General features: G+C 67.2%; 20 protein-coding genes. 12 read left to right on the forward strand and 8 right to left on the reverse strand.

The window, feature by feature from the left end; translation table 11 throughout:
* Window positions 1-179 precede the first annotated feature (179 nt).
* Window positions 180-254: a 50S ribosomal protein bL37 gene (locus tag HMPREF3151_RS12280; RefSeq protein WP_095066802.1), complete on the reverse strand. Its 75-nt coding sequence runs from the start codon at window positions 252-254 to the stop codon at window positions 180-182.
* Between the two features lie 91 nt (window positions 255-345).
* The gene (locus tag HMPREF3151_RS07480) at window positions 346-609 is read right to left on the reverse strand and encodes a WhiB family transcriptional regulator (RefSeq protein ID WP_034997533.1); all 264 of its coding nucleotides are present in this window, start codon (window positions 607-609) and stop codon (window positions 346-348) included.
* A 521-nt stretch (window positions 610-1,130) separates the two neighbouring features.
* On the opposite strand from HMPREF3151_RS07480, the gene HMPREF3151_RS07485 reads away from it, so the two are divergent.
* A complete protein-coding gene (locus HMPREF3151_RS07485) occupies window positions 1,131-1,541 on the forward strand; it encodes a hypothetical protein (protein ID WP_246815235.1) in 411 nt (136 codons plus the stop codon).
* A gap of 32 nt (window positions 1,542-1,573) precedes the next feature.
* On the opposite strand, the gene HMPREF3151_RS07490 is transcribed toward HMPREF3151_RS07485, so the two are convergent.
* Complete coding sequence (locus HMPREF3151_RS07490) at window positions 1,574-2,785, reverse strand: Rv3212 family protein (RefSeq protein ID WP_070474930.1); 1,212 nt, start codon at window positions 2,783-2,785, stop codon at window positions 1,574-1,576.
* Complete coding sequence (locus HMPREF3151_RS07495; protein ID WP_070474950.1) at window positions 2,782-4,041, reverse strand: DEAD/DEAH box helicase; 1,260 nt, start codon at window positions 4,039-4,041, stop codon at window positions 2,782-2,784. Before HMPREF3151_RS07495 ends, HMPREF3151_RS07490 begins: the two co-directional genes overlap by 4 nt.
* Window positions 4,042-4,231: 190 nt before the next feature.
* Here HMPREF3151_RS07495 and HMPREF3151_RS07500 point away from each other — a divergent pair, with 190 nt between their 5' ends.
* Genes HMPREF3151_RS07500 through HMPREF3151_RS07535 form a run of 8 tightly spaced genes read left to right on the forward strand, consistent with a single transcriptional unit; the run spans window position 4,232 to window position 16,782 of the window.
* Window positions 4,232-4,456, forward strand: coding sequence for a DUF3107 domain-containing protein (locus HMPREF3151_RS07500; RefSeq protein ID WP_070474931.1), 225 nt, complete (start codon window positions 4,232-4,234; stop codon window positions 4,454-4,456).
* A gap of 11 nt (window positions 4,457-4,467) precedes the next feature.
* The gene (locus tag HMPREF3151_RS07505) at window positions 4,468-5,694 is read left to right on the forward strand and encodes a DUF3152 domain-containing protein (RefSeq protein WP_083290244.1); all 1,227 of its coding nucleotides are present in this window, start codon (window positions 4,468-4,470) and stop codon (window positions 5,692-5,694) included.
* Between the two features lie 10 nt (window positions 5,695-5,704).
* Window positions 5,705-6,436: a hypothetical protein gene (locus tag HMPREF3151_RS07510; protein WP_141741368.1), complete on the forward strand. Its 732-nt coding sequence runs from the start codon at window positions 5,705-5,707 to the stop codon at window positions 6,434-6,436.
* A 17-nt stretch (window positions 6,437-6,453) separates the two neighbouring features.
* Window positions 6,454-9,576: an ATP-dependent DNA helicase gene (locus HMPREF3151_RS07515; protein ID WP_070474932.1), complete on the forward strand. Its 3,123-nt coding sequence runs from the start codon at window positions 6,454-6,456 to the stop codon at window positions 9,574-9,576.
* Window positions 9,569-12,880: an ATP-dependent helicase gene (locus HMPREF3151_RS07520; RefSeq protein WP_246815236.1), complete on the forward strand. Its 3,312-nt coding sequence runs from the start codon at window positions 9,569-9,571 to the stop codon at window positions 12,878-12,880. Before HMPREF3151_RS07515 ends, HMPREF3151_RS07520 begins: the two co-directional genes overlap by 8 nt.
* Complete coding sequence (locus HMPREF3151_RS07525; protein WP_070474934.1) at window positions 12,877-13,953, forward strand: potassium channel family protein; 1,077 nt, start codon at window positions 12,877-12,879, stop codon at window positions 13,951-13,953. The genes HMPREF3151_RS07520 and HMPREF3151_RS07525 overlap by 4 nt, the downstream gene beginning before the upstream one ends.
* Before the next feature lie 4 nt (window positions 13,954-13,957).
* A complete protein-coding gene (locus HMPREF3151_RS07530; RefSeq protein ID WP_070474935.1) occupies window positions 13,958-14,743 on the forward strand; it encodes an NUDIX domain-containing protein in 786 nt (261 codons plus the stop codon).
* Window positions 14,734-16,782 (forward strand): ATP-dependent DNA helicase UvrD2, encoded by a 2,049-nt coding sequence (locus HMPREF3151_RS07535; protein WP_070474936.1) that lies wholly within the window; start codon window positions 14,734-14,736, stop codon window positions 16,780-16,782. The genes HMPREF3151_RS07530 and HMPREF3151_RS07535 overlap by 10 nt, the downstream gene beginning before the upstream one ends.
* Before the next feature lie 8 nt (window positions 16,783-16,790).
* Here the strand turns inward: HMPREF3151_RS07535 and HMPREF3151_RS07540 are convergent, their stop codons facing one another.
* Window positions 16,791-17,621 (reverse strand): hypothetical protein, encoded by an 831-nt coding sequence (locus tag HMPREF3151_RS07540; RefSeq protein ID WP_070474937.1) that lies wholly within the window; start codon window positions 17,619-17,621, stop codon window positions 16,791-16,793.
* A 42-nt stretch (window positions 17,622-17,663) separates the two neighbouring features.
* Here HMPREF3151_RS07540 and HMPREF3151_RS07545 point away from each other — a divergent pair, with 42 nt between their 5' ends.
* Window positions 17,664-18,191 (forward strand): M48 family metallopeptidase, encoded by a 528-nt coding sequence (locus HMPREF3151_RS07545; protein ID WP_070474938.1) that lies wholly within the window; start codon window positions 17,664-17,666, stop codon window positions 18,189-18,191.
* On the opposite strand, the gene HMPREF3151_RS07550 is transcribed toward HMPREF3151_RS07545, so the two are convergent.
* The gene (locus HMPREF3151_RS07550) at window positions 18,188-19,621 is read right to left on the reverse strand and encodes a zinc-dependent metalloprotease (protein WP_070474939.1); all 1,434 of its coding nucleotides are present in this window, start codon (window positions 19,619-19,621) and stop codon (window positions 18,188-18,190) included. The two genes, HMPREF3151_RS07545 and HMPREF3151_RS07550, sit on opposite strands and share 4 nt — an antisense overlap.
* Before the next feature lie 101 nt (window positions 19,622-19,722).
* Between HMPREF3151_RS07550 and HMPREF3151_RS07555 the strand changes: the two genes are divergently transcribed.
* On the forward strand, window positions 19,723-20,796 hold the full coding sequence (locus HMPREF3151_RS07555; protein WP_070474940.1) for a YlbL family protein: 1,074 nt from the start codon (window positions 19,723-19,725) through the stop codon (window positions 20,794-20,796).
* Here HMPREF3151_RS07555 and HMPREF3151_RS12185 read toward each other — a convergent pair whose 3' ends face one another.
* Both HMPREF3151_RS12185 and HMPREF3151_RS07565 read right to left on the reverse strand, forming a co-directional pair.
* Entirely contained in the window at window positions 20,797-21,498 is a 702-nt protein-coding gene (locus HMPREF3151_RS12185) for a hypothetical protein (protein WP_070474941.1), read from the reverse strand.
* Between the two features lies 1 nt (window position 21,499).
* A complete protein-coding gene (locus HMPREF3151_RS07565; protein ID WP_070474942.1) occupies window positions 21,500-21,988 on the reverse strand; it encodes a PPA1309 family protein in 489 nt (162 codons plus the stop codon).
* 169 nt (window positions 21,989-22,157) lie between these two features.
* Between HMPREF3151_RS07565 and HMPREF3151_RS07570 the strand changes: the two genes are divergently transcribed.
* Window positions 22,158-25,067, forward strand: a complete 2,910-nt coding sequence (locus HMPREF3151_RS07570; protein WP_246815238.1) for a UPF0182 family protein — start codon at window positions 22,158-22,160, stop codon at window positions 25,065-25,067.
* The last annotated feature ends 14 nt before the right edge of the window (window positions 25,068-25,081 follow it).

Below are 25,081 nucleotides of genomic sequence, written 5' to 3' on the forward strand. Positions count from 1 at the left end.
GAGGCACAAATCAACATCGCAGCCATCATCGGCGCTGTCGTCGCAGCCCTGGCAGCCCTGGGCATCGGCGCAGCACTCCTCGCAATGCGCTAAGTCGGAGGTTGGCTGGTAGGCAGAAACCAACAAGCGGGCCCTTCCTGAAATGGGAAGGGCCCGCTTGCTACTTCGTTTACCGCGCTTTAAGAGTTGGGGCGCTTACCGCGGTTAGCGCTCTTCTTGCGACGGTCCTTGCGCTTGCGACCACGCTTGCTCATGGGGGCCTCCTTCAATATGGGTACCGGTTACAGATGTTCTACTGTATCGCCCTGCACTACTGGCAAGGTAATCCGGCGGAGCTTTATGGTTTTATGCCGACAGGCGTGCGCGGTTGCGGGCGCGGGCCTTGTTGCGGCGCTTGAGTGCGCGACGCTCCTCCTCGGACAGGCCGCCCCACACGCCGGCATCCTGGCCGGTCTCCAGAGCCCACTTCAGGCACTGGGAGGTGACGGGGCAGCGGTGGCAAACCAGCTTGGCCTGTGCGATCTGGCTCAGGGCCGGGCCGGAGTTACCGACAGGGAAGAACAGTTCCGGGTCCTCGTCGCGGCAAATTGCTTCGTGGCGCCAATCCATGATGATGACTCTCCTTAGTAAGTCGGGTGTGTTGAATCCATGTGCAATTACGTGCGCACCACAAACACCCGCATTTGGCGGATGCGTTGCAAACGAAGTTTGATTCCTGGCACCGGGCGGAGCTTCCCGTTGGATGCGGGACCCGTCTTCCGGTTTACCGGGCGTTAACCCTGTGGTGGCTGAGGGTTAAGGGCTGTTTAACCAGCCCGTTGTTTTTGCTACCCGGAAATAATGGCATGTTCACTTACACCGCGCTAGGGGTGTAAGCCGAATTGTGATACGAATCATAGAATCTAACCCTGTTTTGGCTGGCAGGGGTTGGGTGCGCGGTGTGTCCTGAGGGCGTCGATAGGCAATGTGACCTGCTGAAAGGTTGTTCTTCTGCGAGATAGGTCACCGTCAAATCGCGCAACACGAATGGGAGCGTGGGGCGGCGGGGCCTAGACTGCTTCGATGTGGAAACCAACAACAACCCCGCTCAGCCCATGCCCGAAGTTGCGCCTGGAACCGTACCCGCAGTAATGCGGTTCAGCGCAGTGGTGGTACTGGTGCAGTGCGCCGCGATGTTCGTCTACGCGGCCTCCCTGATCGTCTCCCAGTTCACCGAGCACACCTCGACGTTGGAGTCGCAGTCTCCGGCCGCGAACTACATCAACATCGGTACCGCGACGTTCCTAGTGATCATCTTCGGTTACATCGCGTATGCCGCGGTGAGCACGTTGAAGGGGAACCCGCGCGCAACTGGCGCGATTGTGCTGGTGGAAGCGATCTTGGCCGGTGTTGCGGTGTACATGTTCCGTGGCGGCGTGCCGCTTCTCGGCGCTGCGACGCTGGCCTCTGCGGTGCTCGCACTCGTCGGTATCTTCCACCCGGCGACGCGCGAGTACAACGAAGCGCGCTACGCGCAACGCAAAGCGCGGCGCTCACAGTAAAAGCGCCGCGCTAGGGGGGTAAAGCCGATTGCTTAGGTGTTGGCCTTCATCACCACAACTTCGTCCCCGCGCTTTTCCACGACAGTGGCGCCGGCGGACGAGATGTACACCGGACCGCTGTAGCCGCCGCGGTCGACCGGGATGATCTTGTCCACGGCATTTTTATCCCAATCCACCACGGCAATACCGCTGTCGGAGGCGTAGAGCAACTTCTCACCGGCGGAGAAACCAGTACCCAGCGCGCCCTGGAACACGCCCGTAACAGCAAGCGCGGAAGGCTCCATTAACAACAGGGAGTTGTTCTCCCAGTAGGTCATGTGGTGCGGCAGGTCGGCAACCGGCAGGTTCTTCACAATGCCGTCCGGGCCAAGTTCCGGGCTATCCATCTGCGGCACCGACGAGGAGCTGATGTTGGTGCCCTCCGTGTTGTAGCCGCGCACCTCGGAAGTAGTCGGATCGTAGACCGCGGCCGCATCCTGGGAGATGGACACCAGGTACGCGTCGGGGCTGATTTCCACGTTGGCGAGAACCTCGGGCTTGCGCGAATCCTCCGGCGTGGCCTCCTGCAGGCGCAAAAAGGCGCCGTCGTCGCAGATTTCAGTGACAGCCACGAGCTCCGTGCGCGTCAGCGCGGAAGTGATGGTGCACTCGTTCGGCTGCATGTCCGGCTCCTGCTTCGCCTCCACATGCCCGTATTCCACGGTGCGCACCAAATCGGAGCGCCATACCTCGGCGCGTTCGGAGCTGGCGTAGCCCACCCGGTCGTTGGAGGCCAAGCGCACCACGTTGTCAGGCGCGATAGCCGAGCGTGTGCCGGCGTACTTCCCGGTCTTCGCATCGATAGCCACCACGTCGCCGCAGCCAGCGTTGTCCCGGTAGGTGGCAACGACCTTGCCCCAGGCCTGGTCCACCAGGCACAGCTCGTTAGGCCGCTCGTACGTCCACGCGGTCTCGCCCTCGGGCGTGGTGGCGGTGAGCGTGTGGTCGTTGTACGTGATCACCATGCCGCTGGCCACCAACGGCTGGTCGCGCCCGGATGTGTCCGGCAGGGAAAAGCCCTCGCTGAAGGACTTCGGCACCACGGCGAGCTGGCCGTAGTCCTGCTGCTCTTCTTCAGCGGCACTCAAGTGCGCGTCGCGCGCGGGAGCGGTGAAAAAGGCGGTGCCCAGCAGCAGCGCTGAGACACCTGCGATCACTCCGGTAGCGATCAGGTCGCCGCGGGTGCGACGCAGGGGAGCATTCATCGCCGTTTCCTTCCTGGGGTTCGTGCTGGACGTGCCCCGAGCACTTTACGCGGGCGCCCCACCCGCGCCGCAGCCGAGTCCGGGATGTTCAGCGCCTCGTGCAGCTCCGGGGAAGTGGAAAACCACTCGGGCAGCTCGCGGGCACCCAGCGACAGCTCGTCGTTAATCGCCTCCCACTTGCGTACCTCGTCGTAGCCCACCAGCGTGACGGCAGTGCCCTTTTTTCCGGCGCGGCCGGTGCGGCCGATGCGGTGCACGTACGTCATCGGGTCGTCCGGAGTTTGGAAGTTGATCACGTGGGTGACGTCTTCGACATCGATGCCGCGGGCGGCGACGTCGGTTGCGACGAGGATGTCGGCCGAGCTGCGTCGAAAAGCATCGAGCGCCGCCTCGCGAGCACGCTGTCCCAGATCGCCGTGGACCGCGGCGACAGTAAAGCCGCGCTTCGCGAGATCCTCCGCAAGCTCCGCGGCGGAGCGCTTCGTGCGGGCGAAGATGATGGTGCGCCCGCGGCCGCGGGCCTGGAGGATGCGCGCGACCACCTCGGGCTTGTCCATGCGGTGGGACTTCAGCGCCACCTGACGGGTGGTGTCGTGGGTGCGCGGCGCATCGGCGGACTCGGCGCGGATGTGCACTGGTGTGTTCATCTTCGCGCGCGCAAGCGTAAGAATCGGGCCCGGCATGGTGGCGGAAAACAGCATCGTCTGCGCGTCCCCGCGCACCGCAGCCCACAACTTTTCAATGTCGGGCAAGAAGCCCATGTCCAGCATCTCGTCCGCTTCATCGAGTACCAGAATGGCGACGTGGGAAAGGGTGAGGTCCCCGCGCTCGTGCAGGTCGATCAGGCGCCCGGGCGTGCCGACGACAACGTCCACGCCCGCCTTCAGCGCGGCGATCTGGTCCTCGTACGGACGGCCGCCGTAGATCGTGGTCACGCGCACCGGTGTCTGGGAAGCGGCGAAGGCTAGATCGTCGCCCACCTGCACCGCCAACTCGCGGGTGGGCACCACCACGAGTGCGCGCGGCGTGCCGTCGAGCTCCTCGATGTCCGCGTCGTCAAAAACACGGTCGAGCAGCGGCACACCGAAGCCGAACGTCTTGCCCATGCCGGTGCGGGCCTGGCCGATGATGTCCCGGCCCACCAGTGCGCGGGGCAGAGTCAGTTCTTGGATGGAAAAGGGGCGAACAATGCCGCGCTGCGCCAGCGCATCGGCAATTTCGGCGGCAACGCCCAGCTGAGCAAACGTCGGCGGCAGCGACTTCTCGCCGGCCGGGGCGCCAGTTGAGGCGCGGTTGTGTTCACTCTCAGCTGAATAGGGCACGCGTTCATCTTAACTGCAGGCCGTTACAATGGGCACACTGTGCGCGCGGGCTCAATGAGGTCCGCCGTCGCCTACAAACTAACCCGAGAGACAACATCAAGCGTGAAGGACAGTGAGCGACACTATGGATATCAAGATTGGTCTTGCAGACAGCCCCCGCGAACTGACGATCAAGCTGCCGGAGGGGCAAAACGACATCATCGCCACTGTCGAACAGGCGATTGACGGCGGCCAGCCCACCTTGAAGGTGGAGGACGACAAGGGCCGCGTCTACCTCATCCGTACCGACCGCATCGTGTACGTGGAGCAGGGTACTGCCGCAGCCCGGTCCGTCGGGTTCATGCGCTAAATTACGCATTTATGGCACAACGGCACGGCGCACATGAACGGGACGCCCGCGGCGGTGGCCCCATCGGCGGCGACCCCGAGGCGCACCGCCGTTCAAGCGACGGCGAAATCGGCGCTAACGACGCCGTTGACGATGACTTCGGCGACTGGTTTGATAGCTGGGACCTTGAGGCCGAGGACACTGAGCCCGCGCGCCCGCGCCGGCGCCGTGCCGCAAAGCGCTCTCGAAAGAGCAGCAAGCTTGACGTCGTCGCCCGGAGGCCCAAGTCCCGCGCCGCACACGCCGAAACTGGTGGGGGAGTATTCGGCGCATCCTCTGGCGGTGCCGCTGGCGGGGACAGTAGAATTGCCGCGTTCGCGCAGGATTACGGATGGCGCGCCTATGCCATCCCCGTGCTAGCCGTGATCACCGTTTTCGTGTTGATCAACATGTTCCAGAACCCGGAGGACCTCGCCGTAGGGGCCACTGGCCCCTCTGCTGAGGAGGACGCCTCGGCAGCGTCCTCGCCCGCGCAGCGCGGGGAGGACCCGGATGGCGGCGTGAAGCCGCTGGAGCCGGCGAAAATTGCGGAAGGGCAGTTCGATCCGCACGATCTGCCGCCAGGCGGTCCATACACCACCACCGGCGCCGGCACCTTCTACGAGGTGGGTGCGCCGGGCATGACCGCAGGCGAAGGCACCGAGCTTGTGGTGCGATTTGCTGTGGAGGTTGAGCACGGCATCGATACCTCTGGATACGGCGGCGACGAGGCGTTTGCGCACATGGTTGACGCGACGCTGAGTGACCCGCGTGGTTGGATTAATGATCCGCGTTTCCGCTTCGAGCATGTCAGCGCCGACGACAACCCGTCGCTGAAAATCCGTCTGACCTCCCTGGACACCACCGCGGAGCTGTGTGGGGTCCAGATTGGCACCGAAACCAGCTGCCGCACCCGCATCACGGGCGAGGACACGGTGCTGCTCAACGAGTCGCGCTGGGTGCGCGGCGCCGTCCCGTTCCAGGGTGATCTGGGCAGCTACCGCCAATACCTGATCAACCACGAGGTGGGCCATGCAGTGGGCTTTGCGGAGCACGTGCCGTGCCCGGAGCCGAACGCGCTGGCGCCGATCATGATGCAGCAGACCCTGAGCCTGAACAACGCGCAGCTGCGGGAGATGAGCCCGGACGACAATTACCCGGACAACGCGGACACGTGCCGGCCGAACCCGTGGCCCTACCCGCGCCCAGCGGCGCTGTAGGGGGCTGAAAGTGGCAGAGCGCACAGCACGGCAGATCCCCGGGCACGTGTTATCCGCGTTTCAGCTCGACGGGCGCTCTGGCCTGCCCGTAGGGCCGGAGTGGGACAACGGTGTCCGCTTCGGCAGGGTGGTGGTCTCCGAGGCCAGCGATACGGCGGCGTGGTCCGGCAAAGCCCGCGACCATGCTGGCGAGTTCGGCGCGGGCATTGCCGTCTCCCGTCCGGTGCGCGCCACCGACGGTCGCCTGGTCGTTGGTGGTTTCAAGGCCAGCGAGTTCGTTGAGGGGCGGGTGCTTGCGCGTATCGACGAAGCCGTGTCCGCCGCCCTGCACTATGACGAGGCGATGGCCGGGGTCGAGGCGCCGGCGGCGGACCGCGGCGACGCGTTCGCCACGGCAGAGCGCGCGGTGTGGCGCGACTACACGCCGCAGCCAGACGACGTTGTGGCGCACATGGACTTTGCGTCCTGCCTGCTCTTTTCCGGGGATATGGTGCCGACGTTGACGGACCTTGTGCCGTCTTCGGGAAAACGCCCCCGAGGTTTCACCGCGGCGCTGGTGATTGTGGACGGGCTGCTCGCTGAGGCCTGCGATGCGGCCGTGCTGGACCGGTGGGCGCATGTGCCGGGGCTGCGGGAACTTGCGCGACGGGCGTTGGAATACCGTGTGGCCTGCGCGAGAGCTGCAGGTTCGGGCATACGTTCGATAGTTGAGGGGGTTGATCGGGCGCTCGTGTCGGAGTGAGTGACACAATCGACGACATGACTTCCACCAGACCCTCTCCCGTGCCCCCGGCCGCGCTTGAGCCGAAGGCCTACCTCGTGCCGCGCACGCGCCCGGACACAAGGCGCGAATGGCCGGTTGACCTGCCCCAGCAAGGCCTGCACAAGGTCACGGGCGAGCCGGGCTCCGGGGTGTCGAGCTTCCTGCTGGACACCGCCGCGGCCGCGATGCGAAGGCACGCAGGCAGCGAAGCGGAACACGGCCCGGGCGGAGTGTTGGTGCTCACAGATTCAAAGGAGACCGGCGCGCGGCTGCGCGCGGAGCTGGCGGACACGCTGGCCGCCTCCGGCTTTGTCTCCGACGAGCCGGTGGTGCGCTCCGTGCACTCGCTCGCGTTCGCGCTGGTGCGCCAGCAATTGGACGAAGAACTGCGGTTGATCTCCGGCGCGGAGCAGGACGCGGTGATCCGCCAACTGCTGCAGGGACATGCCGAAGACGGTGGCGGCACGTGGCCCGCGGAGCTGCGCCCGGCGCTGCCCATGGTTGGTTTCGCACGGCAGCTGAGGGACTTTCTGTTGCGCGCCATCGAGCGTGGCCAGGGCCCGGAGGATCTGGTGGAGCTGGGCCAACGTCACGGCATTGGTATCTGGTCCGCTTCGGGCGATTTCTTGCGCGAATACCAGCAGGTGATGGCACTGTCCGGTGCGCACCGCCTGTCGGCCTCCGAGCTGATTGCCGCCGCGTGTGAGGTGGAGCTGCCGCGCACGTGGCACACCGTGATCGTGGACGACGCGCAGCACCTGGCGCCGGCATCCGCGGCGCTGGTGCAACGGCTGCTGGAGCAGGCGGATCTCGGGGTCGTCGGTGGGGATCTGGAGCAATCCGTATTCCACTTCCGCGGTGCCTCCCCGGCGTTCTTTAAGGACATTGGCGGGTTGGACCACGAGGGGATCGACCTCGGCGCCACCCGCAGAACGCCTGCGAGGTCCGCGGCGATCGCAGATTCCAGCGCGGCGGAGCTTTCCCTAGTAGCAGACACGCTGCGCCGCGCCCACCTGGAAGAGGGCGTGGCGTACCGCGACATGGCTGTGGTGGTGCGCTCCACACCGCTGTTGGAGCCGATGCGACGCGCGCTGCTGCGCGCCGGGGTGCCGGTCTCGCTCAACCCCACCGATTTGGTGCTGGGGGAGCAGCGCATCGTTTCCGCACTGCTGCTCGGCGTGCGCGCGCTGTACGAGGAACTTTCGGCCACCGAGTGGCGCGACCTGCTGCTCAGTCCTGTCGGCGGTGCAGACCCGGTAACGCTGCGCAGGTTGCTGCGCGGCCTGCGCCGCTGGTCGCCGGAGACACGCGCGGAGGAAAGCTTGCGCGAGCTGTTGGCCACCCCGGCCGGGCTCCCGGATTTCGGCACGGTGCTCACGGACCGCGAGCTGGACATCCTGCACCGCGTGCGCGACGTGCTCGACGCCGGGCGCAGCGTGCTGGCGGACGGCGGCACGGTGGAGGAAGTGCTGTGGGCGCTCTGGCACGCCACGGGCTTATCCAATCGGTTGCTGGCGTCTGCGCTGCGGGGTGGTGCGACCGGTTCGCAGGCGGACAGGGACCTCGATGCCGTGATGGCGCTATTCGACGCCGCCGGCGACCACACGGAACGCAGGCCCAGCGCGGGCATCGAATCCTTCGTCGCCTCGATCACCGAGCAGGAGCTGCCCACCGGTGTGCGCGACCGCCGCAACGCCACCCCGGACGCAGCCGCCCTGCTTACCGCCCACGGCGCGGTGGGCCGCGAATTCCGCCGCGTGGTCGTGGCGGGCGTGCAAGAGCTGACATGGCCGAGTCTGGGGGAGACCGGGTCGCTGTTCCGCCAGGAAGACCTGGTGGATCTCATCGACAAGGACGTCGACCCCGGTGTGCCCGTCTCCCACATCAACGAACGGTTAGTGGAGGAGCGCCGCCTGTTCACGGTGGCGACCAGCCGCGCCACGGAGCAGCTGTTGGTCACCGCCGTGGAAAGCGACGACGGCGAGGAAGTGGAGCAGCGTTCCAGGTTCGTGGAGGAATTCTGTAGGGACTATGGCGTGCAGCCGCGCCCGGTTCACATTGCGGGCTCGTCCGTGGACGCCACGCGGATCGCCGCGCAGCACAACAGCACTGCCACAGGGGCCGAGGACGGAAGCACAGTGGTGCGCGTGCTCGCGCATGACGACCTGATCGCCGAGTTCCGCCGCGTGCTGGTGGACCCTGCATCCACAGAGGCGCAGCGCAGCCAGGCGTCCCGCCAACTCGCGCGTTTGGCGGCCGCAGGGGTGCTGGGCGCGGATCCGGAGCAGTGGTGGACGACCACGGAGCCGTCCACAAGCGAGCCGCTCGAGGTCTCGCCGGCGCTGTCGCCGTCGCGGGTGGAAAAGCTGCTCGCATGCCCCATGCAGGCCGTGCTGGAACGGATGTCCGGCCTGGACGAAACCCTGGACATGATTTACGGCTCCATGGCACACGCCTACTTCGAAGCGCTGGGCAACGGCATGGACGCCGACGAGGCGCTGGATGCCACCGTGGCGGCGCGCCGGGCCGCAGATAACGCCCCGGAATGGAAGGTCGAGCGCGACATCGCGGACTTTCAGGCCATGCTCGAGCGCACCCACGGCTGGCTCGAGGCCAGCCGCGGTGCATTTGAGCAGCTCGCGGTGGAAGCTGACGTGAACGTCCAGGTCAGCGACAATGTGCGCATCCGCGGCAGGCTGGACCGACTCGAGCGCGACAGCAGCGGTGCCGTGCACATTGTGGACCTGAAAACGGGCGCGTACCCGCCGACCGTGGACGCCACCGCGGACAACCCCCAGCTGGCCACCTACCAGCTGGCGCTGGCGCACGGCGAGTTCGCCGGCGGCAAGGTGGTCACCGCGCGCGACGGCGCGAATGCGCTTTCGGTGGGCGGGGCGGTGCTGGTGTACCCGAACGCGAACAAGACCACGCTGAGCACCCGTGAACAAGCGGCGAAAACCGGCGAAGAGCTGGACGCGCTCGCCGCCGCGCTTGACGGGCTGCCAGAGGAAACCGCAGGACCGACGTTGCTCGCCGTGGTCGGCCCGCAGTGCGACCGTTGCGCTGTGCGAGCGCTGTGCCCGATCCAGCCGGAAGGAGCGACGATCCACCATGTCTAACCCCACCCCGATGTCTCCCGTGCTGCTGTCGCGCTACCTGGGCCAGCAGTACCCGCCGACAGACCAGCAGGCGGCCGTGATCGGCGCGGAGCCCGGCCCGCTGCTGGTGGTCGCCGGCGCCGGTGCCGGCAAAACCGAAACCATGGCCGCGCGCGTGGTGTGGCTCGTGGCCAACGGTTACGCCCGGCCGGACGAAGTTTTGGGCCTGACGTTTACGCGCAAGGCCGCCCAGGAGATGGGCAAGCGCATCCGGGACCGGCTGGGCTCGCTCGCTGCCAACACCGACCTGGTGCGCCGCCTGGACCCCTCCGGCGAGCTGGCGAAGAACCTGGAGGTGATCGCGCCTTCGGTGTCCACCTATGACTCGTACGCCGGCGAGCTGATCCGCGAGTACGGCCTGCTGGTGCCGGTGGAGCCGGACGCCCGGCTGATCACCGACGCGGAGCTGCACGCCATCGCCACCGACGTGGTGGTCAACTACTCCGGCGGGCTGATCACGGAACTGGGCTCCAACCCGTCGCTGTCCACCGTGGTGGAGGACCTGCTGGCGCTGACCACCGCGATGGGCAACGAGCTTGCCTCGCCCGAGTGGGTGCGCGGGCACGCCCACGACTTCCTCGCAGAAACCGAGTCCTATCCCATGGCCCCGCGCGCCCGCGTGGAGTTCACCAAAGTACTCACCAACTGGCGTTCCAAGCAGGAAATGCGCGTGAACATGCTGCCGCTGGTGGAGGAGCTGGCGGCGGAGCTGCGCCGCCGCGGCGTGGTCACGTTCAACGAGCAGATGTCCGTGGCAGCACAGCTGGCGCGCGACCATCAGACGGTGGGGGAGTCGCAGCGCTCCCGCTACCGCGTGGTCATGCTGGACGAGTACCAGGACACCTCCCATGCGCAGCGCGTGCTGCTGCGCAGCCTGTTCGGCGAAGGCGCGGACCCGTCGCTGACCGTGACCTCCGTGGGTGATCCCATGCAGGCGATCTACGGCTGGCGCGGCGCCACAGCCGCCAACCTGGCCGCGTTCGTGGAGGACTTCCCGTCGCCAGAAGGCCGGGCGCCGAAGAAACAGCTGACTACCTCCTGGCGCAATCCGCCCGAGGTGTTGGACCTGGCCAACGGCGTCTCCGACGCAGTGCTGGGCATCGCCGAGGACAGAGCCGTGGCCCCGCTAGAGCCCCGGCCGGCCGCGGATGCCGGCGACGTCACCCTGGGCTTCTTCCCGGACCAGGACGCGGAGATCGCCTACGTGGCTGACGCACTTGCGCAGGAATACCAGGCGGCGGCGCAGGAAGGGCGCGCGCTTTCGGCGGCCGCGCTGGTGCGCAAGAACCGCCACTCGCCGCTTTTGGCGGCGGCACTGGAGGAGCGGGGGGTGCCCTATGAGATTGTGGGTCTTGCAGGGCTTTTAGACGTTCCGGAGGTCGCCGACACCGTCGCCATCGCCACCATGCTGGTGCGCCCGGACGACACCGCGGCTGCGCTGCGCGTCCTCGGCGGACCGGCCGTGGGTCTGGGCCTGGCAGACCTGCAGGGACTGGCGTCGCGCGCGAACAACCTGCACGGATCGGGGTCTGATACTCCGCCGGAGGCCGCCCCGGCAGATCCGGCAGAAAACCTGCACGCCCAGTTGGAGGAGCTCGTAGCCCGCGCCGAGGAAATCTCCGTTAGCTCTGACAAACCCGAAGGCCTCACGGACGCGTTGGCGGACCTGGGCGAGCCGGAGCGCTACAGCGAAGAAGGCCTCGCGCGTATGCGCGATACCGCGGCGAAGCTGCGCTGGCTGCGCACCCACAGCCTGGGCAAGCGGCTCAGTGACCTGTTCGCCGACATCATCCACGTCTTCGGCATCCGCACCGAAGTGCTCGCCCGCGGCTCCGCCACCGGCGCGGTGCACCTGGACCGGCTGCTCGAGGAGGTGGCCGCATACCCGGGTGCGGGCCTGGACGGGCTACTGAACTTCTTCGAGCTCGCCCGCAGCTTCGAGGACGGCTTGGCCCCGGGCGCGGTGGCGGTGAAAGAGGACCGGGTGCAGATCCTTACCGCGCACAAGGCCAAGGGCTTGGAGTGGGACACCGTGGCGGTGCTGCACGCAGACGCGGCAACGTACAAGTCCAAGACGGAAACCTTCCTCACCTTCCCGCGCTTCCTGCCGACGGAAACGTTCGGCGACCCGGACGTCTACCCGGTTTTCGCGGACGTGGAAAACCGCTCGGATTTCGAAAAAGCCGGCAAGGCCTGGCTCAAGGAGGTCGCCGGGGATTTGGCCGAGGAGGCCGCCCGGTTGTTCTACGTGGCCGTGACCCGCTCCGGGAAGAAGCTCATTGTCACCGGCTCGCGCCGTCGCGAAGGCGTGGCACGTGAGGCGGAGCCGTACGAGCACTTCGCCGCCATGCGCGAGCGGGTGCCCGAGGAATGCGTGGTGGTCTGGGACGACGGCACCACGCCAGAGGCAGACGAAGAAGTGGCCACGCAGGAGGCGGTAGCGCCGGATTCCGGCCGCTGGCCCCACTACGCGCCTGCAGCACGAGACCTCGCGGCCGCCGAAGCGGTCCGCGCCGCCATGGACACGCTGCCGGACTACGCCGAAGGCGAGCTGTTCTCCCTCTGGGAGCGCGACGCCACCGCGTTGATCGAGGAGCACGACGCCGCCCAGGCCGCGGACGTGCCGGTGGTCATGCCGGGCGAGCTCACCGCCTCCGACGTGGTGGCGCTGAAGGCGGACCCGGAGCAGTTCGCCCGCCGCGCGCGCCGCCCAGTGCCGTTCAAGCCGAACACGTACGCCAAGCGCGGCACCGCGTTCCACGAGTGGCTGGAGCAGTTTTACGGCGCGCGCCCGCTGCTCACAGAAGACGAGCTGCCGGGCAACGACGAGGCGGAGGTGGACCGTGCCGTCCTGGATCGGCTGAAGCGCAACTTCGAGGCCAGCGAGTGGGCCGGGCGCACGCCCGAGTACGTCGAGCACCCCTTCGAGCTGGCACTGGGCGATTCGGTCGTGCGCGGGCGCATGGACGCCGTCTTCGCCGACGATGACGGCTGGGTCGTGGTTGACTGGAAGACTGGCGAAAAGCCAGGCCGCGACGCGATGGAATCTGCCCAGCTGCAGCTTGCGGTCTACCGCGAGGCGTGGCGCCGGATCGCAGGTGACGGTAAACCGGTGCGGGCGGTATTTTTCTACGTGCGCACCGGTGAAACGTTCGCGCCGCGCGCCTTGCCGGATCTCGACCAGCTCGAGACAATGCTCGGAGGCGCGGGCACCGGCACGCCCGGCGAAAACATTGCACTAGAAAGCGAGGAGCGGCAGGGATGAAGCTTCGGAGCCTGTTGTCGCTGCGCGCAGACGCGACCAACCTCACCGAGATCCCGGTGCACAGCCTGCTGGACGTGGTGAACATCCCCACGGCGGCGCGCGCCACCCCGTGGTCGCTGATCGCGCGCCGCTTCTTCTACGCGCTGCTGCTCATCGTCGCGGTCGCGTTCGTGGCGTACATGGACAGAGACGGCTACTCCGAGCCGCTGACGTTCATCGACGCGCTGTACTACTCCGCGGTGACGCTGTCCACCACGGGCTACGGCGACATCACGCCGGTGACGCAGTCCGCCCGCCTGCTCAACATCTTCCTCATCACCCCGGCCCGCGTGGCTTTCCTGATGCTCCTCGTCGGCACCACTTTGTCGGTGCTCACGGAGGATTCCCGCAAGACGCTCCAAATTCAACAGTGGAGGAATAGCGTGCGTAACCACACTATTGTCATCGGCTACGGCACCAAGGGCCGTTCCGCAATCGACGCCCTGATCGCCGGTGGCGCGTCGCCGTCCTCGATCGTGGTCATCGACCCGGACCCGGCCGCACTCACCGTCGCCGAGAAGCGCGGGTTGATCACCGTCCACGGCAACGGCACCAAGTCGGATGTGCTGCGCGTGGCCGCGGTCAGCCGCGCCCGGTCCGTGATCGTGGCACCGTCGTCGGACGACACAGCCGTGCTGATCACCTTGTCGGTGCGCGAGATGGCGCCGAGCGCGATGATCGTGGCCAGTGTGCGCGAGAGCGAAAACCAGCACCTGCTCATGCAGTCCGGTGCGGATTCGGTGATCGTCTCCTCCGAAACCGCGGGCCGTTTGCTCGGCATCGCCACCGTCACCCCGCCGGTGGTGGAGATGATGGAGGACCTGCTCAGTCCGGACGAAGGATTCGCGGTGGCGGAGCGCCAGATCGCGGACGACGAGGTCGGCGCGAACCCCCGCCACCTCGCGGACATTGTGCTGGGAGTCGTGCGCTCCGGCGAGCTCTACCGCATCGATTCCCCCGAGGCGGAAACGGTCGAGCCGGGCGATCGCCTGCTGTACGTGCGCATGAACGGCGCGATCACCAACCGGGATTAGCCGGATGTTCTTGCTCATCGATGCTGCCGGGCGCTTCCCACTCGGTGCCGACGGGGAGCCAAAGCTTATTGACGCACCTCCGGCCGCCGCCGAAATCACCTCCCACGTGCACGTGACCAGGGATGTCACTGCGGCCCGGGTGCACGGCGTCGACGCGGCAGATCTCGCCGGGCCAAAGGGGAGCACCGGGGACGCGCGCACCCACGCCAGCCACCCGCTGGCGGCGCGGGCAGTCGGTCTGGTCAACGCCCGCGAGCGCACCCGCTTCGACCCTGCGGACGGCTCCGAGGTGCGCTGGGGCGACGGCGGCATCGTCGCCCGCGGCGCCACCGGCCGGCCGATCTTCCCGCGGCTGGATCCGTGCGTGATTGGCCTGGTGGAGGACCCGGCGGGGGAGCGGATCCTGCTGGTGGAAAACGCCCGCCGCCCCGGCTACCTCACCCTTGTGGCGGGGTATGTGGACGTCGGCGAGACCCTCGAGGCCGCGTTTGCCCGCGAGGTGTGGGAGGAAACCGGCCGCCGCGTGCGCGATGTGCGCTACGTGCGCTCCCAGCCGTGGCCTCTCTCAGGCGCGCTCATGCTCGGCATGGCGGCGCGCACGGCGGACGTCGATGCGCAAGCGCCCACGGACGGGGAGCTGACACGCACCGTCTGGGCCAGCCGTGAGGAGCTAGGCGAACTTACGCTTGCCGCGGAGGGCACGATCGCCCGCGCACTCATCGACGACTGGGCGGGCTCCCCGCACACTCCACAAACGCACAACCCGGAAGGAGCACACCCATGGCGATAGACCTCAGCGTGCTGGACGACGACCAGCGTGTGGCGGCGGAAGCACCCCGCGGGCCGGTGTGCATCCTCGCCGGTGCAGGCACGGGCAAGACTCGCACGATCACCTACCGCATCGCCAACCTCATCGACCGCGGCCAGGTCGCCCCCAACCGCGTGCTGGCGGTGACGTTTACCAAGCGCGCCGCCGGCGAGATGCGCGACCGGCTTACCGCCATGGGCATCGGCGGGGTGCAGGCGCGCACGTTCCACTCCGCGGCGATGCGCCAGCTGCAGTACTTCTGGCCCCAGATCGCAGGCGATCTGCCGTGGCGGGTGCTGGACAACAAGTTCCCCATCGTCGCCCGCGCCACCCGCGCCGCAGGCCTGGACACGGGCAAGGAAATGGTGCGCGACTTGCTCAGCGAGATCGAGTGGGCGAAGTCCTCCGTCATCGGTCCGGAGGACTACGTGCAGCGCATCGCCGATTCCCCGCGAACACCGCCGGCAGACGCGCAGAAGGTCGCCCAGGTCTACCGCTTCTACGAGGAGGCGAAGACCAGCCCGGAAGGCATGCTGATCGACTATGACGACCTGCTCATCCACGTCGCTGGCGCCCTGGAGAACGCGCCGGCGGTGGCGGAGGAATTCCGCGCGCAGTACCAGTCGTTCGTGGTGGACGAGTACCAGGACGTCACCCCCTTGCAGCAGCGTGTGCTGGAGGCCTGGCTAGGCACCCGCGACGACCTGACGGTGGTCGGCGACGCCAACCAGACCATTTACTCCTTTACCGGCGCGACCCCGGATTACCTGTTGAACTTCTCGCGCACGTACGAGCACGCGACCGTGGTAAAGCTGCAGCGCGACTATCGCTCGACCGTGGAGATCACGGACCTGGCCAACACCGTCATCGGCAAGGCCACCGGCCGCATCGCCGGCACCCGCCTGGAGCTGCAAGGCATGCGCGGTCACGGCCCGGAGCCACAGTTCAACGGCTACGACGACGAGCCCGCAGAGGCGCGCGCGGTGGCGCAGAAGGTGCGCAAGTTGCTCAACGACGGCGTGCCCGCCCGCGAGATCGCCATCTTGTACCGCATCAACGCGCAGTCCGCCGCCTTTGAAGCGGCACTTGCGGACGAGGGGATTGTCTACCAAGTCCGCGGCGGCGAGGGCTTTTTCCAGCGCGCGGAGATCCGCGAGGCGTTCGCGCAGCTTCTGCGCGCCTCCAAGCGCACGGACCTGCCGGACGATCCGGTGCGCATCGCGCGTGCCGCGCTCGCCCCGCTGGGCCTGACCCCGGAAGAGCCGGAGGGCGCGAAGGCCCGCGAGCGCTGGCAGTCCTTGAACGCGCTTGTGGATCTGATCGAGGAGATCGTGCGCACCCGCGAGGCGTCCACCATGACGGAGGTGCTGGGCTCGCTGCGCCGCCGCGCGGAGGCGAAGCAGCCCCCGGCCGTGGACGGGGTGACCCTGGCCAGCCTGCACGCCGCGAAGGGCCTGGAGTGGGACGCGGTGTTCTTGGTCGGCCTGGTGGAAAAGACGCTGCCGATCTCGCACGCGCTGAAAGCCGGCGACGAGCAGATCGAGGAGGAGCGCCGCCTGTTCTACGTCGGCGTCACCCGTGCGCGCGAGCACCTGCACATGTCGTGGTCGCTGGCGCGCCAGGAGGGCGGGCACAAAAGCCGCACCCGCTCGCGCTTCTTGGACGGGCTGGTGCCGGATCTGGAGGTGGAAAAATCCCCGCAGCGGCTCAAGCGCGCGAAGCGCTGCCGGGTGTGCGGCAACCAGCTGGGCACGCCCGCGGAGAAGTCCTTGGGCAGGCACGAGGAATGCGAGCCGAGCTTTGACGAGGCCGTCTACGCCGCGCTGAAGCGCTGGCGCCTGGACGTCTCGCGCGCCGCTGGCCAGCCGGCGTTCGTGGTGTTCACCGACGCGACGCTGATGTCGATCGCGGAGGCCATGCCTGCAGACGAGCGCGAGCTGCTCGGCGTCTCCGGCGTGGGTCCGGTGAAGGTGGACAACTATGGCGCCGGGGTGCTCGAAGTGCTGGGGCAGTTCCGCTAGAAGCATCCCTAGAAACACATGGCGCAGTCCGGGTGCGGCGGCAGCGACGCCGTGGATACCGGCGTCGGCGCGAACGGGTCCACCACCGTGAGCAGCCCAGCCTCCGGCTTCGGCGCGGAGACCCCGGGCGGGTCCGGTAAGCCCGCCAAACGTCGCAGCGACACCGCGGCAAACGCAGCGCCAGCCGCCGCAGCTACAGGGTCTCCCTGCACGCTCAGCGGCGCGCGCTGCTCCACCACGGGCCAGTTCGGGTCCCGGTCCAAAAGATAGAGGCGCACGCACAACGGGCAGGGGCCGGGGCGGGCGCACACCGGGCCCACCACCACGCGCGCGTCCACCTGCGTCACCGGCAGCACCGCGCCCTGGCGCTGACGGGTCAGTGCGGCGAGCTCGCCGAGTAGGGCAGTGGTGTTCACCGCAGTCACCGGCACCCACGTGTCGCCGCGCAGGAGGAACTTCGACAGCGCCTCGTTGCGCGCTTGCGTGCGCACATCCAACCCGCACTCGCGCAGTCTTGCGGTCACCGCTGCGGCCAAACACCCGTGGCCGACGAGCAGCACCTCGGGTTTTACAGCCGGGACGAGCACCCGGTAGCTGAGTAGGTCGTCCACCAGGCTGCGGGCAGCCTCGGCGCCGATGAGCTCGGCGAGCTGCTCCAGCACCCAGCCCAGCCGCCGCGGCCGCATCAGCACGCCCAACAGTGCGGCGACGTCCTTGGCGTGCTCGGTGGTCACCAAACCTGTACGCGTGGCGTCGGTGCCGAACTGCATGACGTTGTCTGCGCGCAGAAACGGGTGCGCGCCCTGGGCGAGTTTCACCCGTGCGTTGTTGTTGATCATCCCTGCATCCACCCCCGATGCGGGATCCTACAATGCATTGCCATGGCTGGCAGGCAAACGCAGAACAATTCGACGCCGTACCGCGTGATCCGCTCGGCGCGCAGGACGCGCTCGGTGCAGGCGCGGCTTGTCGGCGGGGTGGCGGAGATCCGCATCCCCGCGCACTTCACTGACGCGCAGGAGCGCGAGGCGGTCACCGAGATGCTGGCCAAACTCGACCGCAAGACAAAGGCACGCCCGCGTGACGACGATTCCCTGCGCACGCGCGCCGACTCCCTGAACACGCACGTCCTGGACGGCCAAGCGCGCATCGGTTCAATCCGGTGGGTGTCTAACCAGCGCTCCAGGTGGGGCTCCTGCACGGTTGCTACCGGCGACATCCGCATCAGCGACCGGCTCAAGCAGGTGCCGGACTACGTGCTGGACGCGGTGATCGTGCACGAGCTGACGCACACGTTCATCCCGAACCACAGCGCCGAGTTCTACCAGTGGGCGGACAAGGTACCGTACGCGGAGCGCGCTCGCGGCTACCTGGAGGCCTACCAGCGCTTCGGAAGCTCAGAGACCTAGAGCTCGGTGCCGTCCTCGCGTCCGTCGTCCTTGCCGTCGCCGTCCTCGCGCTTGAGCTCCGGGTTGTCGCGCAGCTCCTGCTCGAGCTTGGCAAATTCGTCGTCGAAGTCGGTGTCGGGTTGATCGTCGAGAAGCGTGTCGATGAACGCCGCCGGGTTGTCCAAGTGCTCCGCGGTCGGCAGGAGATCCGGGTGGTTCCACACTTGGTCGCGGCGCTCGGTGCCCACGGCAGTGTCGATGCGGCGCCACAGCTCGGCGGCGTCGCGGGTGCGCGGCGCACCCAGCTCGATGCCCACGATGTTGGCGAAGGCCTGCTCGGCGGAGCCGCCGGTGGCGCGTCGGCGCGCCCATGCCTCGGCCAGCTGCGGGGTGGACGGGATACGGTCGCCGAGTGCCTCAGCCACCACCACGTCGACCCAGCCCTCCACCAGGGCGATGAGCGTCTCCAGGCGGGAGGTGGCGCCGGCGTTGCGGGTGCCCACGCGCGGGGAGAGGTCCTCGCCCTGCAGGTTCTGCAGCGCCTCCTGGATCTGCTGCGGGTCGCCGCCTTCCAGGTTGAGGTTGCGGGCGACTTCCTCGATGTGGGAGGTGTCGATCTCAAGACCTGCGGCGTATTCCTCCACGGAGGAGACGACGCGCTCCACCAGCCACGGCACGTGGCGGAACAGACGCTGGCGTGCGGCCTCACGGGCGGCGATGTAGACCATCACTTCCTGGCCGGCCAGCTCCAGGCCCTTGGAAATCTCGGCGATGTTTCGCGGCAGCACCGCGGCGGTGCCAGCGGGGGCCACGGGCAGGCCGAAGTCGGTGCCGGTCAGCGCCTGCTGCGCCAAATCGCCCAGCGCGTGGCCGAGCTTCATGCCGAACTGCATGGCGTTCATCTGGTTCATCATCCCGGCCATCGGGCCCATCATCTCCCGGGCCTGCTCCGGCATGGAGTCCAGCTGGGCGCGGTTCATGTGCTCCGCCACCGGGTTGACCAGGCGCTTCCACATGGGCATGGTCTGGTTCAGCCACTGCTCGGCGTTCCACGCCTGCGCCTGTGCGCCGCTTGCGGGCAGGTCCGTGGCCTCGTCCAGCCACAGCTCCACTAAGCGCAGGGATTCCTCCGCCGCGCGGGTGTCCGCATCGGAGACCGGGTTTGCACCCGAGATGCGCTGGCGTGCCATGCGCGCGGCCAGCTCGAAGTTCACCGCGTCGCCCGTCGCCTGGGCGTTCATGGACGAGCCCATGCCGGAGAGCATCTGGCCCAGCTGGTTAAACACGTCGCCTAAGCCGCCTCCGCCGGGCTGGCCCCCGCCGAAGCCGAATGCGGCAAACGGGTTGTTCGCGTCGCCGCGGCCGTTTCCGTCGCCGCCCCGATTGTTGCCGTCGCCTTCGCCGTCATCGTTCGAGTCGTTAGGAAAGGAAAAGCCGAATCCGTTAGTCATGCCAGCCAGAATACAGTCAGCCCGCGAGTGCATGGGTTCGCTGAGAGCCAGCAACGGTCCAGCAACAGTACTTTGCTCCTCCTGCGCTAGAATCTGCGCCCATGTCCAAAGCACGCGAAGCACGAAACCGGCGGTGGTCGACCCTGGTCTGGGGGTCCATTCCCGTCGTGCTGCTTGCAGGTGCACTGACCGCGGACCACATCCCGGGCACCGACATCCGCCTGACGGTGCCGTACGCGGCGGAAGGGCCGGGGCCCACCTTTGACACGCTCGGCGAGGTCGGCGGCGAGCCCGTCGTGGACATCGAGGGTGCGGAGACGCTGGATACCGGCGGCAAGCTGAACATGACCACCGTGTCCGTGCGCACGAACATGACGCTCGGCCAGGCGCTGGGCCGCTGGATTGCCACGGACGACACCATCGTGCCGGTGGAGCAGATCATGCCGCCGGACTTGGACGAGGACCAGGTGCGCGAATTTAACCAGCAGGCGTTTGTCGCCTCCGAGGCCTCCGCGACGGTGGCGGCCATGCACTACTTAGAGCGCCCCACCACGGTGGTGGTGCACGACGTGATGGAAGGCAGCGCCTCCGAGGGGCTGCTGCAGCCCGAGGACCTAATCACCGCGGTTGCCGGCGAAAAGGTGGAAACACCAAAGCAAGTCCAGGATGCCGTGCGCGCCAAGGCACCCGGCGAGACGATCGAGGTCACCGTCGAGCGCGACGGCGAGGAACGCACCGAGGCGGTGGAGCTGGGGGAGAACCCGCACGAGAAGGGCCAGCCCATGCTGGGCATTCTCATGACCTCCGAGCCGGCCGGCGGCATCAGTGTGAACTACAACCTCAACGACATCGGCGGGCCGAGCGCCGGCATGATGTTCTCCCTGGCCGTCATCGACAAGCTCACCCCGGGCGCGCTCAACGGCGGCAAGTTCGTCGCAGGCACCGGCACGATCAACGAGGACGGCGAGGTCGGCCCCATCGGCGGCATCACCCACAAGATCCGCGCCGCCGAAGACGATGGCGCCGAGCTGTTTTTGGCGCCCGCCGGCAACTGCGACGCCGTCAAGCGCGTGGACACCGAACACATGACGGTGGCGAAGGTGGACAACCTCGCCGAGGCCGTCCAGGCGATGGAGGATTTCGCCGCGGGCCGCGATGTGCCCGCCTGCGACTAGCTACTGCTTGGCCAGCCCCAGGTCGTAGATGCGCTGGCGCGGATCGTCCTGGTCGGTGGAGATCAGCTGCTGCATCACCTGACCGGCTTCGTTGTCCACCACGGTGATGATCGCGGAGGTGCCGAGTGTGGACCAGCCCACCACGCGGTCGCCGTCGTCCTCCACCACGCGCGAGGAGCGCAGCTCCGTCAAAAGCTGCGTCGTCGAGGCGGCCTTGGAGTCGGAGTCGAAGAACTGGAACTGGCCGACGCCCTCGCCGGAGCAGTCGAAGGAGCCGCTCAAGCCGCCCGCCGCGCAGTCGTCGAACTGGTCGAAGAACTCTTCAGGGGCCAAGGTGGCAAAGCGCTCGCGCACTTCCTTCAGCGCGTCAGCCTCCTGCTTCTTTCCGCTTGTCGACGTCGCATCCGCCGTGCCCGCAGCAGTCTTCTTCGACGACGATTTCGTGGGCGTGCCAGAGGTGGCCGACGTGGAAGCGGTCTCGCTTCGCGTCGACGTCACCGTCGCGGTGTCAGTCTCGGTGCTCGCGTCTGTCTGCTCCGGCTCGCTCGGCGGTGTTTCCGTGGAGGTGATCTCCGGCGCGCGGGTATCGGGATCATCGGAGCCGGAATCGTTGGAGCACGCCGCAAGCGTCAGCGCTGCGGCCGTCGCGGCGGCGACGGCAATGGAACGGGACCAGGCGCGGGAAGTAAACACAACTGTCATCCTAAACTAGCTCGTCCGGGTCCTGCTCAAGGCCGTAGCGCAGCGCCGCCACCACGCCCGGGGCCACGCCTGGCCCGCCGCGCAGCTCGATGTCGTCCTGTGCGAACGCGCCACGCTCCTCAAGCTCCTGATCGGTCAGGCGCAGCTGCAACAGCGTCTGCTCGATGTCTTCTTCGCGCAGCACGCCGGAGAACAGGCGCGCCGGGCGCGGCTCGGCGTCCTCGCCGGCGGAGGCGTCCTTGAACACGATCTCCTGGGCCAGGATCACGCCTTCAACCTCGCGGGGCCAGGCGATGCGGGAGACGTACTCGCCCAGTTCCTCGGAGCCGGGCAGGATGTGCTCGGGGAGGTCTTGGACCACCAGTGTTAACGGGGAAGAGTCATCCAGGTGGCCCAGCTCGTCGACAAGCAATTGCGTCGGTACCAGGCCGAACAAGGTTGGGGGAGCGTCCCACCCCTCCGCGTGGACGAACTCGACGGCCTCCATCATGGCCTTATTTAATGCTTGCTGTTCGCGCACGGGAACCCTCCGGGCAAGTTTGACGTTGAATTATTTAAGCTTGAAGCTTAACTGCGTTGCACACACTAATTCCTAAGGAGCAGGCTTGGCTACCCGCCTCAATCGGCCACAACCACGCGCCAAGAAACCGAACAAGGGGTTGTTAACCACCATCGGTGTCTTGGGCATCATTCTTGTCCTCTTGCCAATGGCAGTCGGGCTGTACACCGACTTCCTGTGGTTCGGGGAGGTGGACTTTAGGGGCGTGTTCAACCGCGTGATCCTGGTCCGCGTGGTGCTGTTTATCATCTTCGCGCTGATCGGCGGCGCGATCACCTGGATTGCCGCCCGGTTTGCGTGGCGCGGCAGGCCCCAGGAGCAGGCCACGCCGTTCGACCAGGCCGCGCAGTACCGCCAGCAGGTGCAGCAGAGCGTGCGCGGCATGCTGGTGTGGGTGCCGGTTGTCGTGGCCATCCTGTCCGGCCTGGCCGGCCAGCGCATGTGGCGCGTGTTCATGCTCTGGTTCAACGGCGGCGAGTTCGGCTCTGCCGACGCGCAGTTTGGCAAGGACTTAGGCTTCTACGCGTTTACCCTGCCCGGCATCTCCGCAGTGGTGGACACGCTGTCCATGCTGCTGCTGGTGGCGTTTTTGGTCGCCGCGGTGGGCCACTACCTGCTGGGCGGCATCCGCATCGGCAACAAGGTCTCCGGCATCTCCGGCTTTATTAGCAAGGACGCGCGCATTCAGCTCGCCGTCACCGCTGGCCTGTGGATGCTGCTGAAGGCTGTGAGCTACTGGCTAGAGCGCTACTACCTGCTCTACGGCAAAAACGACATTTTCACCGGTGCCTCCTACACCACCGTCAACGCGATGCTGCCGGCGAAGATCATCCTCACCGTCATCGCCGTGGTGGTCGCGGCCGCGTTTTTCGCCTCCATTGTCTACCGCGACTTCCGCATCCCCGTGCTGGCCACCGTGCTCATGCTGCTGTCCTCCCTGGTGGTGGGCAACGTCTGGCCGGCGCTGATGGAGCAGTTCTCCGTCAAGCCCAACCGCCAGGCCAAGGAGTACGAGTACATCGGCCGCAACATCGAGGCCACCCGCGAGGCGTACGGGCTTACGGACGACAACGTGACCTACCTGGAGGACTGGGGCGCAGGCAACACCTCCAACTCCGATGTCGCCTCCGACGCCGCCACGATTTCCAACCTGCGCCTTTTGGACCCGGAGATCATTTCTCCGACGTTTACCCAGAACCAGCAGCTGCGTAACTTCTACGGCTTCCCGGACCAGCTGGCCATGGACCGCTACGAGGTGGACGGCGAACTGCGCGACTTCGTGGTTGCGGCCCGCGAGATGGATCCGAACGCGCTGAGTGAGAACCAGCAGGACTGGATTAACCGCCACACGGTGTACACCCACGGCAACGGGTTTATCGCTGCCCAGGCCAACACCGTGGACGAGGCGGCGCAGGACGCCGGCTCCACCCGCGGCGGCCTGCCCATCTTCACGGTGTCCGACCTGCAATCCAACGCCGCCGCCAAGGCCTCCGAGGACGCAGAAGAGCTGGGCATCAAGGTCGACGAGCCGCGCATCTACTACGGACCCGTCATCGCCTCTGCCGAGGACGGCCTGGACTACGCGATTGTGGGCGAGACCGGCCAGGGCCCGGTGGAGTACGACACCGACAACTCCACCTACACCTACAGCGGTGAGGGCGGCGTGGACATCGGCAACATGTTCAACCGCCTCGCCTACACCGTGAAGTACCAGGAGCTGAACTTCTTGCTGTCCGACCGCGTCGGCGGCGACTCCAAGGTGCTCTACGACCGCGACCCGCGCACCCGCGTGGAGAAGGTCGCCCCGTGGCTGACCACGGACTCCAAGACCTACCCGGCCGTGGTGGACGGCCGCGTGAAGTGGATCGTGGACGGCTACACCACGCTGTCGCAGATGCCGTACTCCACGCGCACCTCCCTGCAGGACACCACCCAGGACGCGCTGAACCCGGACGGCACCACCCAGCGCCTGATCACCGACAACGTCGGCTACATCCGCAACTCCGTCAAGGCCACCGTGGACGCCTACGACGGTTCCGTGGAGCTCTACGCCTTCGACGAGACTGACCCGGTGCTCAAGGCATGGCAGGGTGTGTTCCCGGACACGGTGCGCCCGGCGTCCGACATCTCCGACTCGCTTCGCGAGCACCTGCGCTACCCGGAGGACCTGTTCAAGGTCCAGCGCGACCTGCTGGCGCGCTACCACGTGGACGACCCGGGCGTGTTCTTCAATAACGACGCCTTCTGGTCTGTGCCGAACGACCCGACCGCACCTGAGGGCCGCGGCCAGCTGAACCAGCCGCCGTACTACGTAGTGGCGGCCGACCCGGAGACCGATAAGCCCTCCTTCCAGCTGATCACCCCGTTCCGCGGCCTGAACCGCGAGTTCCTCTCCGCGCACATGGCGGTGGCCTCCGACCCGGAGAACTACGGCCAGATCACCGTGCGCGTGCTGCCGACGAACAAGCAGACCCAGGGCCCGAAGCAGGCACAGGACGCCTTGATGTCCTCCGACCAGGTAGCGCGTGACCGCACCCTGTGGGAGGGCACCAACGACCTGAAGAACGGCAACCTGCTCACCCTGCCGGTTGGCGGCGGCGAGATCCTCTACGTGGAGCCGATCTACTCGCAACGCAAGGACCAGGCCTCGGCCTTCCCGAAGCTGCTGCGCGTGCTGGTGTTCTACCGCGGCCAGGTGGGCTACGCCCCGACGATCTCCCAGGCGCTTGACCAGGTGGGCATCCACTCCTCGGCCGCCCAGGACATCGAGGTTGTGGATGAAAACCAGGACGCCAAGCCGGAGGGTGACAACCAGGAAGCGAAGCCGGAAGGCGAGGCTAAGCCGGAGGAGAACGGCGACGCTCCGCAGGTGAACAAGGACGAGGCGATGAACAACATCAACGACGCCCTGCGCAACCTGGAGAGCGCCCGCGACGGCTCCTTCGAGGAGTACGGCCGCGCCCTCGACCGCCTGGACCGTGCGGTGGAGGAGTACCAGCGGGCGCAGTAACGAGCACTAAGCAC

It is taken from the genome of Corynebacterium sp. HMSC05H05, from assembly GCF_001807265.1.
Lineage (GTDB): Bacteria > Actinomycetota > Actinomycetes > Mycobacteriales > Mycobacteriaceae > Corynebacterium.

What these genes read in the sequence shown, in the direction of transcription:
- HMPREF3151_RS12185 (WP_070474941.1), bottom strand. Translation starts at nt 21,498, where the DNA reads ATGACAGTTGTGTTTACTTCCCGCGCCTGGTCCCGTTCCATTGCCGTC.
- HMPREF3151_RS07480 (WP_034997533.1), bottom strand. Translation starts at nt 609, where the DNA reads ATGGATTGGCGCCACGAAGCAATTTGCCGCGACGAGGACCCGGAACTG.
- HMPREF3151_RS07550 (WP_070474939.1), bottom strand. Translation starts at nt 19,621, where the DNA reads ATGACTAACGGATTCGGCTTTTCCTTTCCTAACGACTCGAACGATGAC.
- HMPREF3151_RS07505 (WP_083290244.1), top strand. Translation starts at nt 4,468, where the DNA reads ATGGCACAACGGCACGGCGCACATGAACGGGACGCCCGCGGCGGTGGC.
- HMPREF3151_RS07520 (WP_246815236.1), top strand. Translation starts at nt 9,569, where the DNA reads ATGTCTAACCCCACCCCGATGTCTCCCGTGCTGCTGTCGCGCTACCTG.
- HMPREF3151_RS07530 (WP_070474935.1), top strand. Translation starts at nt 13,958, where the DNA reads ATGTTCTTGCTCATCGATGCTGCCGGGCGCTTCCCACTCGGTGCCGAC.
- HMPREF3151_RS07485 (WP_246815235.1), top strand. Translation starts at nt 1,131, where the DNA reads ATGCGGTTCAGCGCAGTGGTGGTACTGGTGCAGTGCGCCGCGATGTTC.
- HMPREF3151_RS07555 (WP_070474940.1), top strand. Translation starts at nt 19,723, where the DNA reads ATGTCCAAAGCACGCGAAGCACGAAACCGGCGGTGGTCGACCCTGGTC.
- HMPREF3151_RS07525 (WP_070474934.1), top strand. Translation starts at nt 12,877, where the DNA reads ATGAAGCTTCGGAGCCTGTTGTCGCTGCGCGCAGACGCGACCAACCTC.
- HMPREF3151_RS07490 (WP_070474930.1), bottom strand. Translation starts at nt 2,785, where the DNA reads ATGAATGCTCCCCTGCGTCGCACCCGCGGCGACCTGATCGCTACCGGA.
- HMPREF3151_RS07535 (WP_070474936.1), top strand. Translation starts at nt 14,734, where the DNA reads ATGGCGATAGACCTCAGCGTGCTGGACGACGACCAGCGTGTGGCGGCG.
- HMPREF3151_RS07545 (WP_070474938.1), top strand. Translation starts at nt 17,664, where the DNA reads ATGGCTGGCAGGCAAACGCAGAACAATTCGACGCCGTACCGCGTGATC.
- HMPREF3151_RS07565 (WP_070474942.1), bottom strand. Translation starts at nt 21,988, where the DNA reads ATGATGGAGGCCGTCGAGTTCGTCCACGCGGAGGGGTGGGACGCTCCC.
- HMPREF3151_RS07500 (WP_070474931.1), top strand. Translation starts at nt 4,232, where the DNA reads ATGGATATCAAGATTGGTCTTGCAGACAGCCCCCGCGAACTGACGATC.
- HMPREF3151_RS07540 (WP_070474937.1), bottom strand. Translation starts at nt 17,621, where the DNA reads ATGATCAACAACAACGCACGGGTGAAACTCGCCCAGGGCGCGCACCCG.
- HMPREF3151_RS07515 (WP_070474932.1), top strand. Translation starts at nt 6,454, where the DNA reads ATGACTTCCACCAGACCCTCTCCCGTGCCCCCGGCCGCGCTTGAGCCG.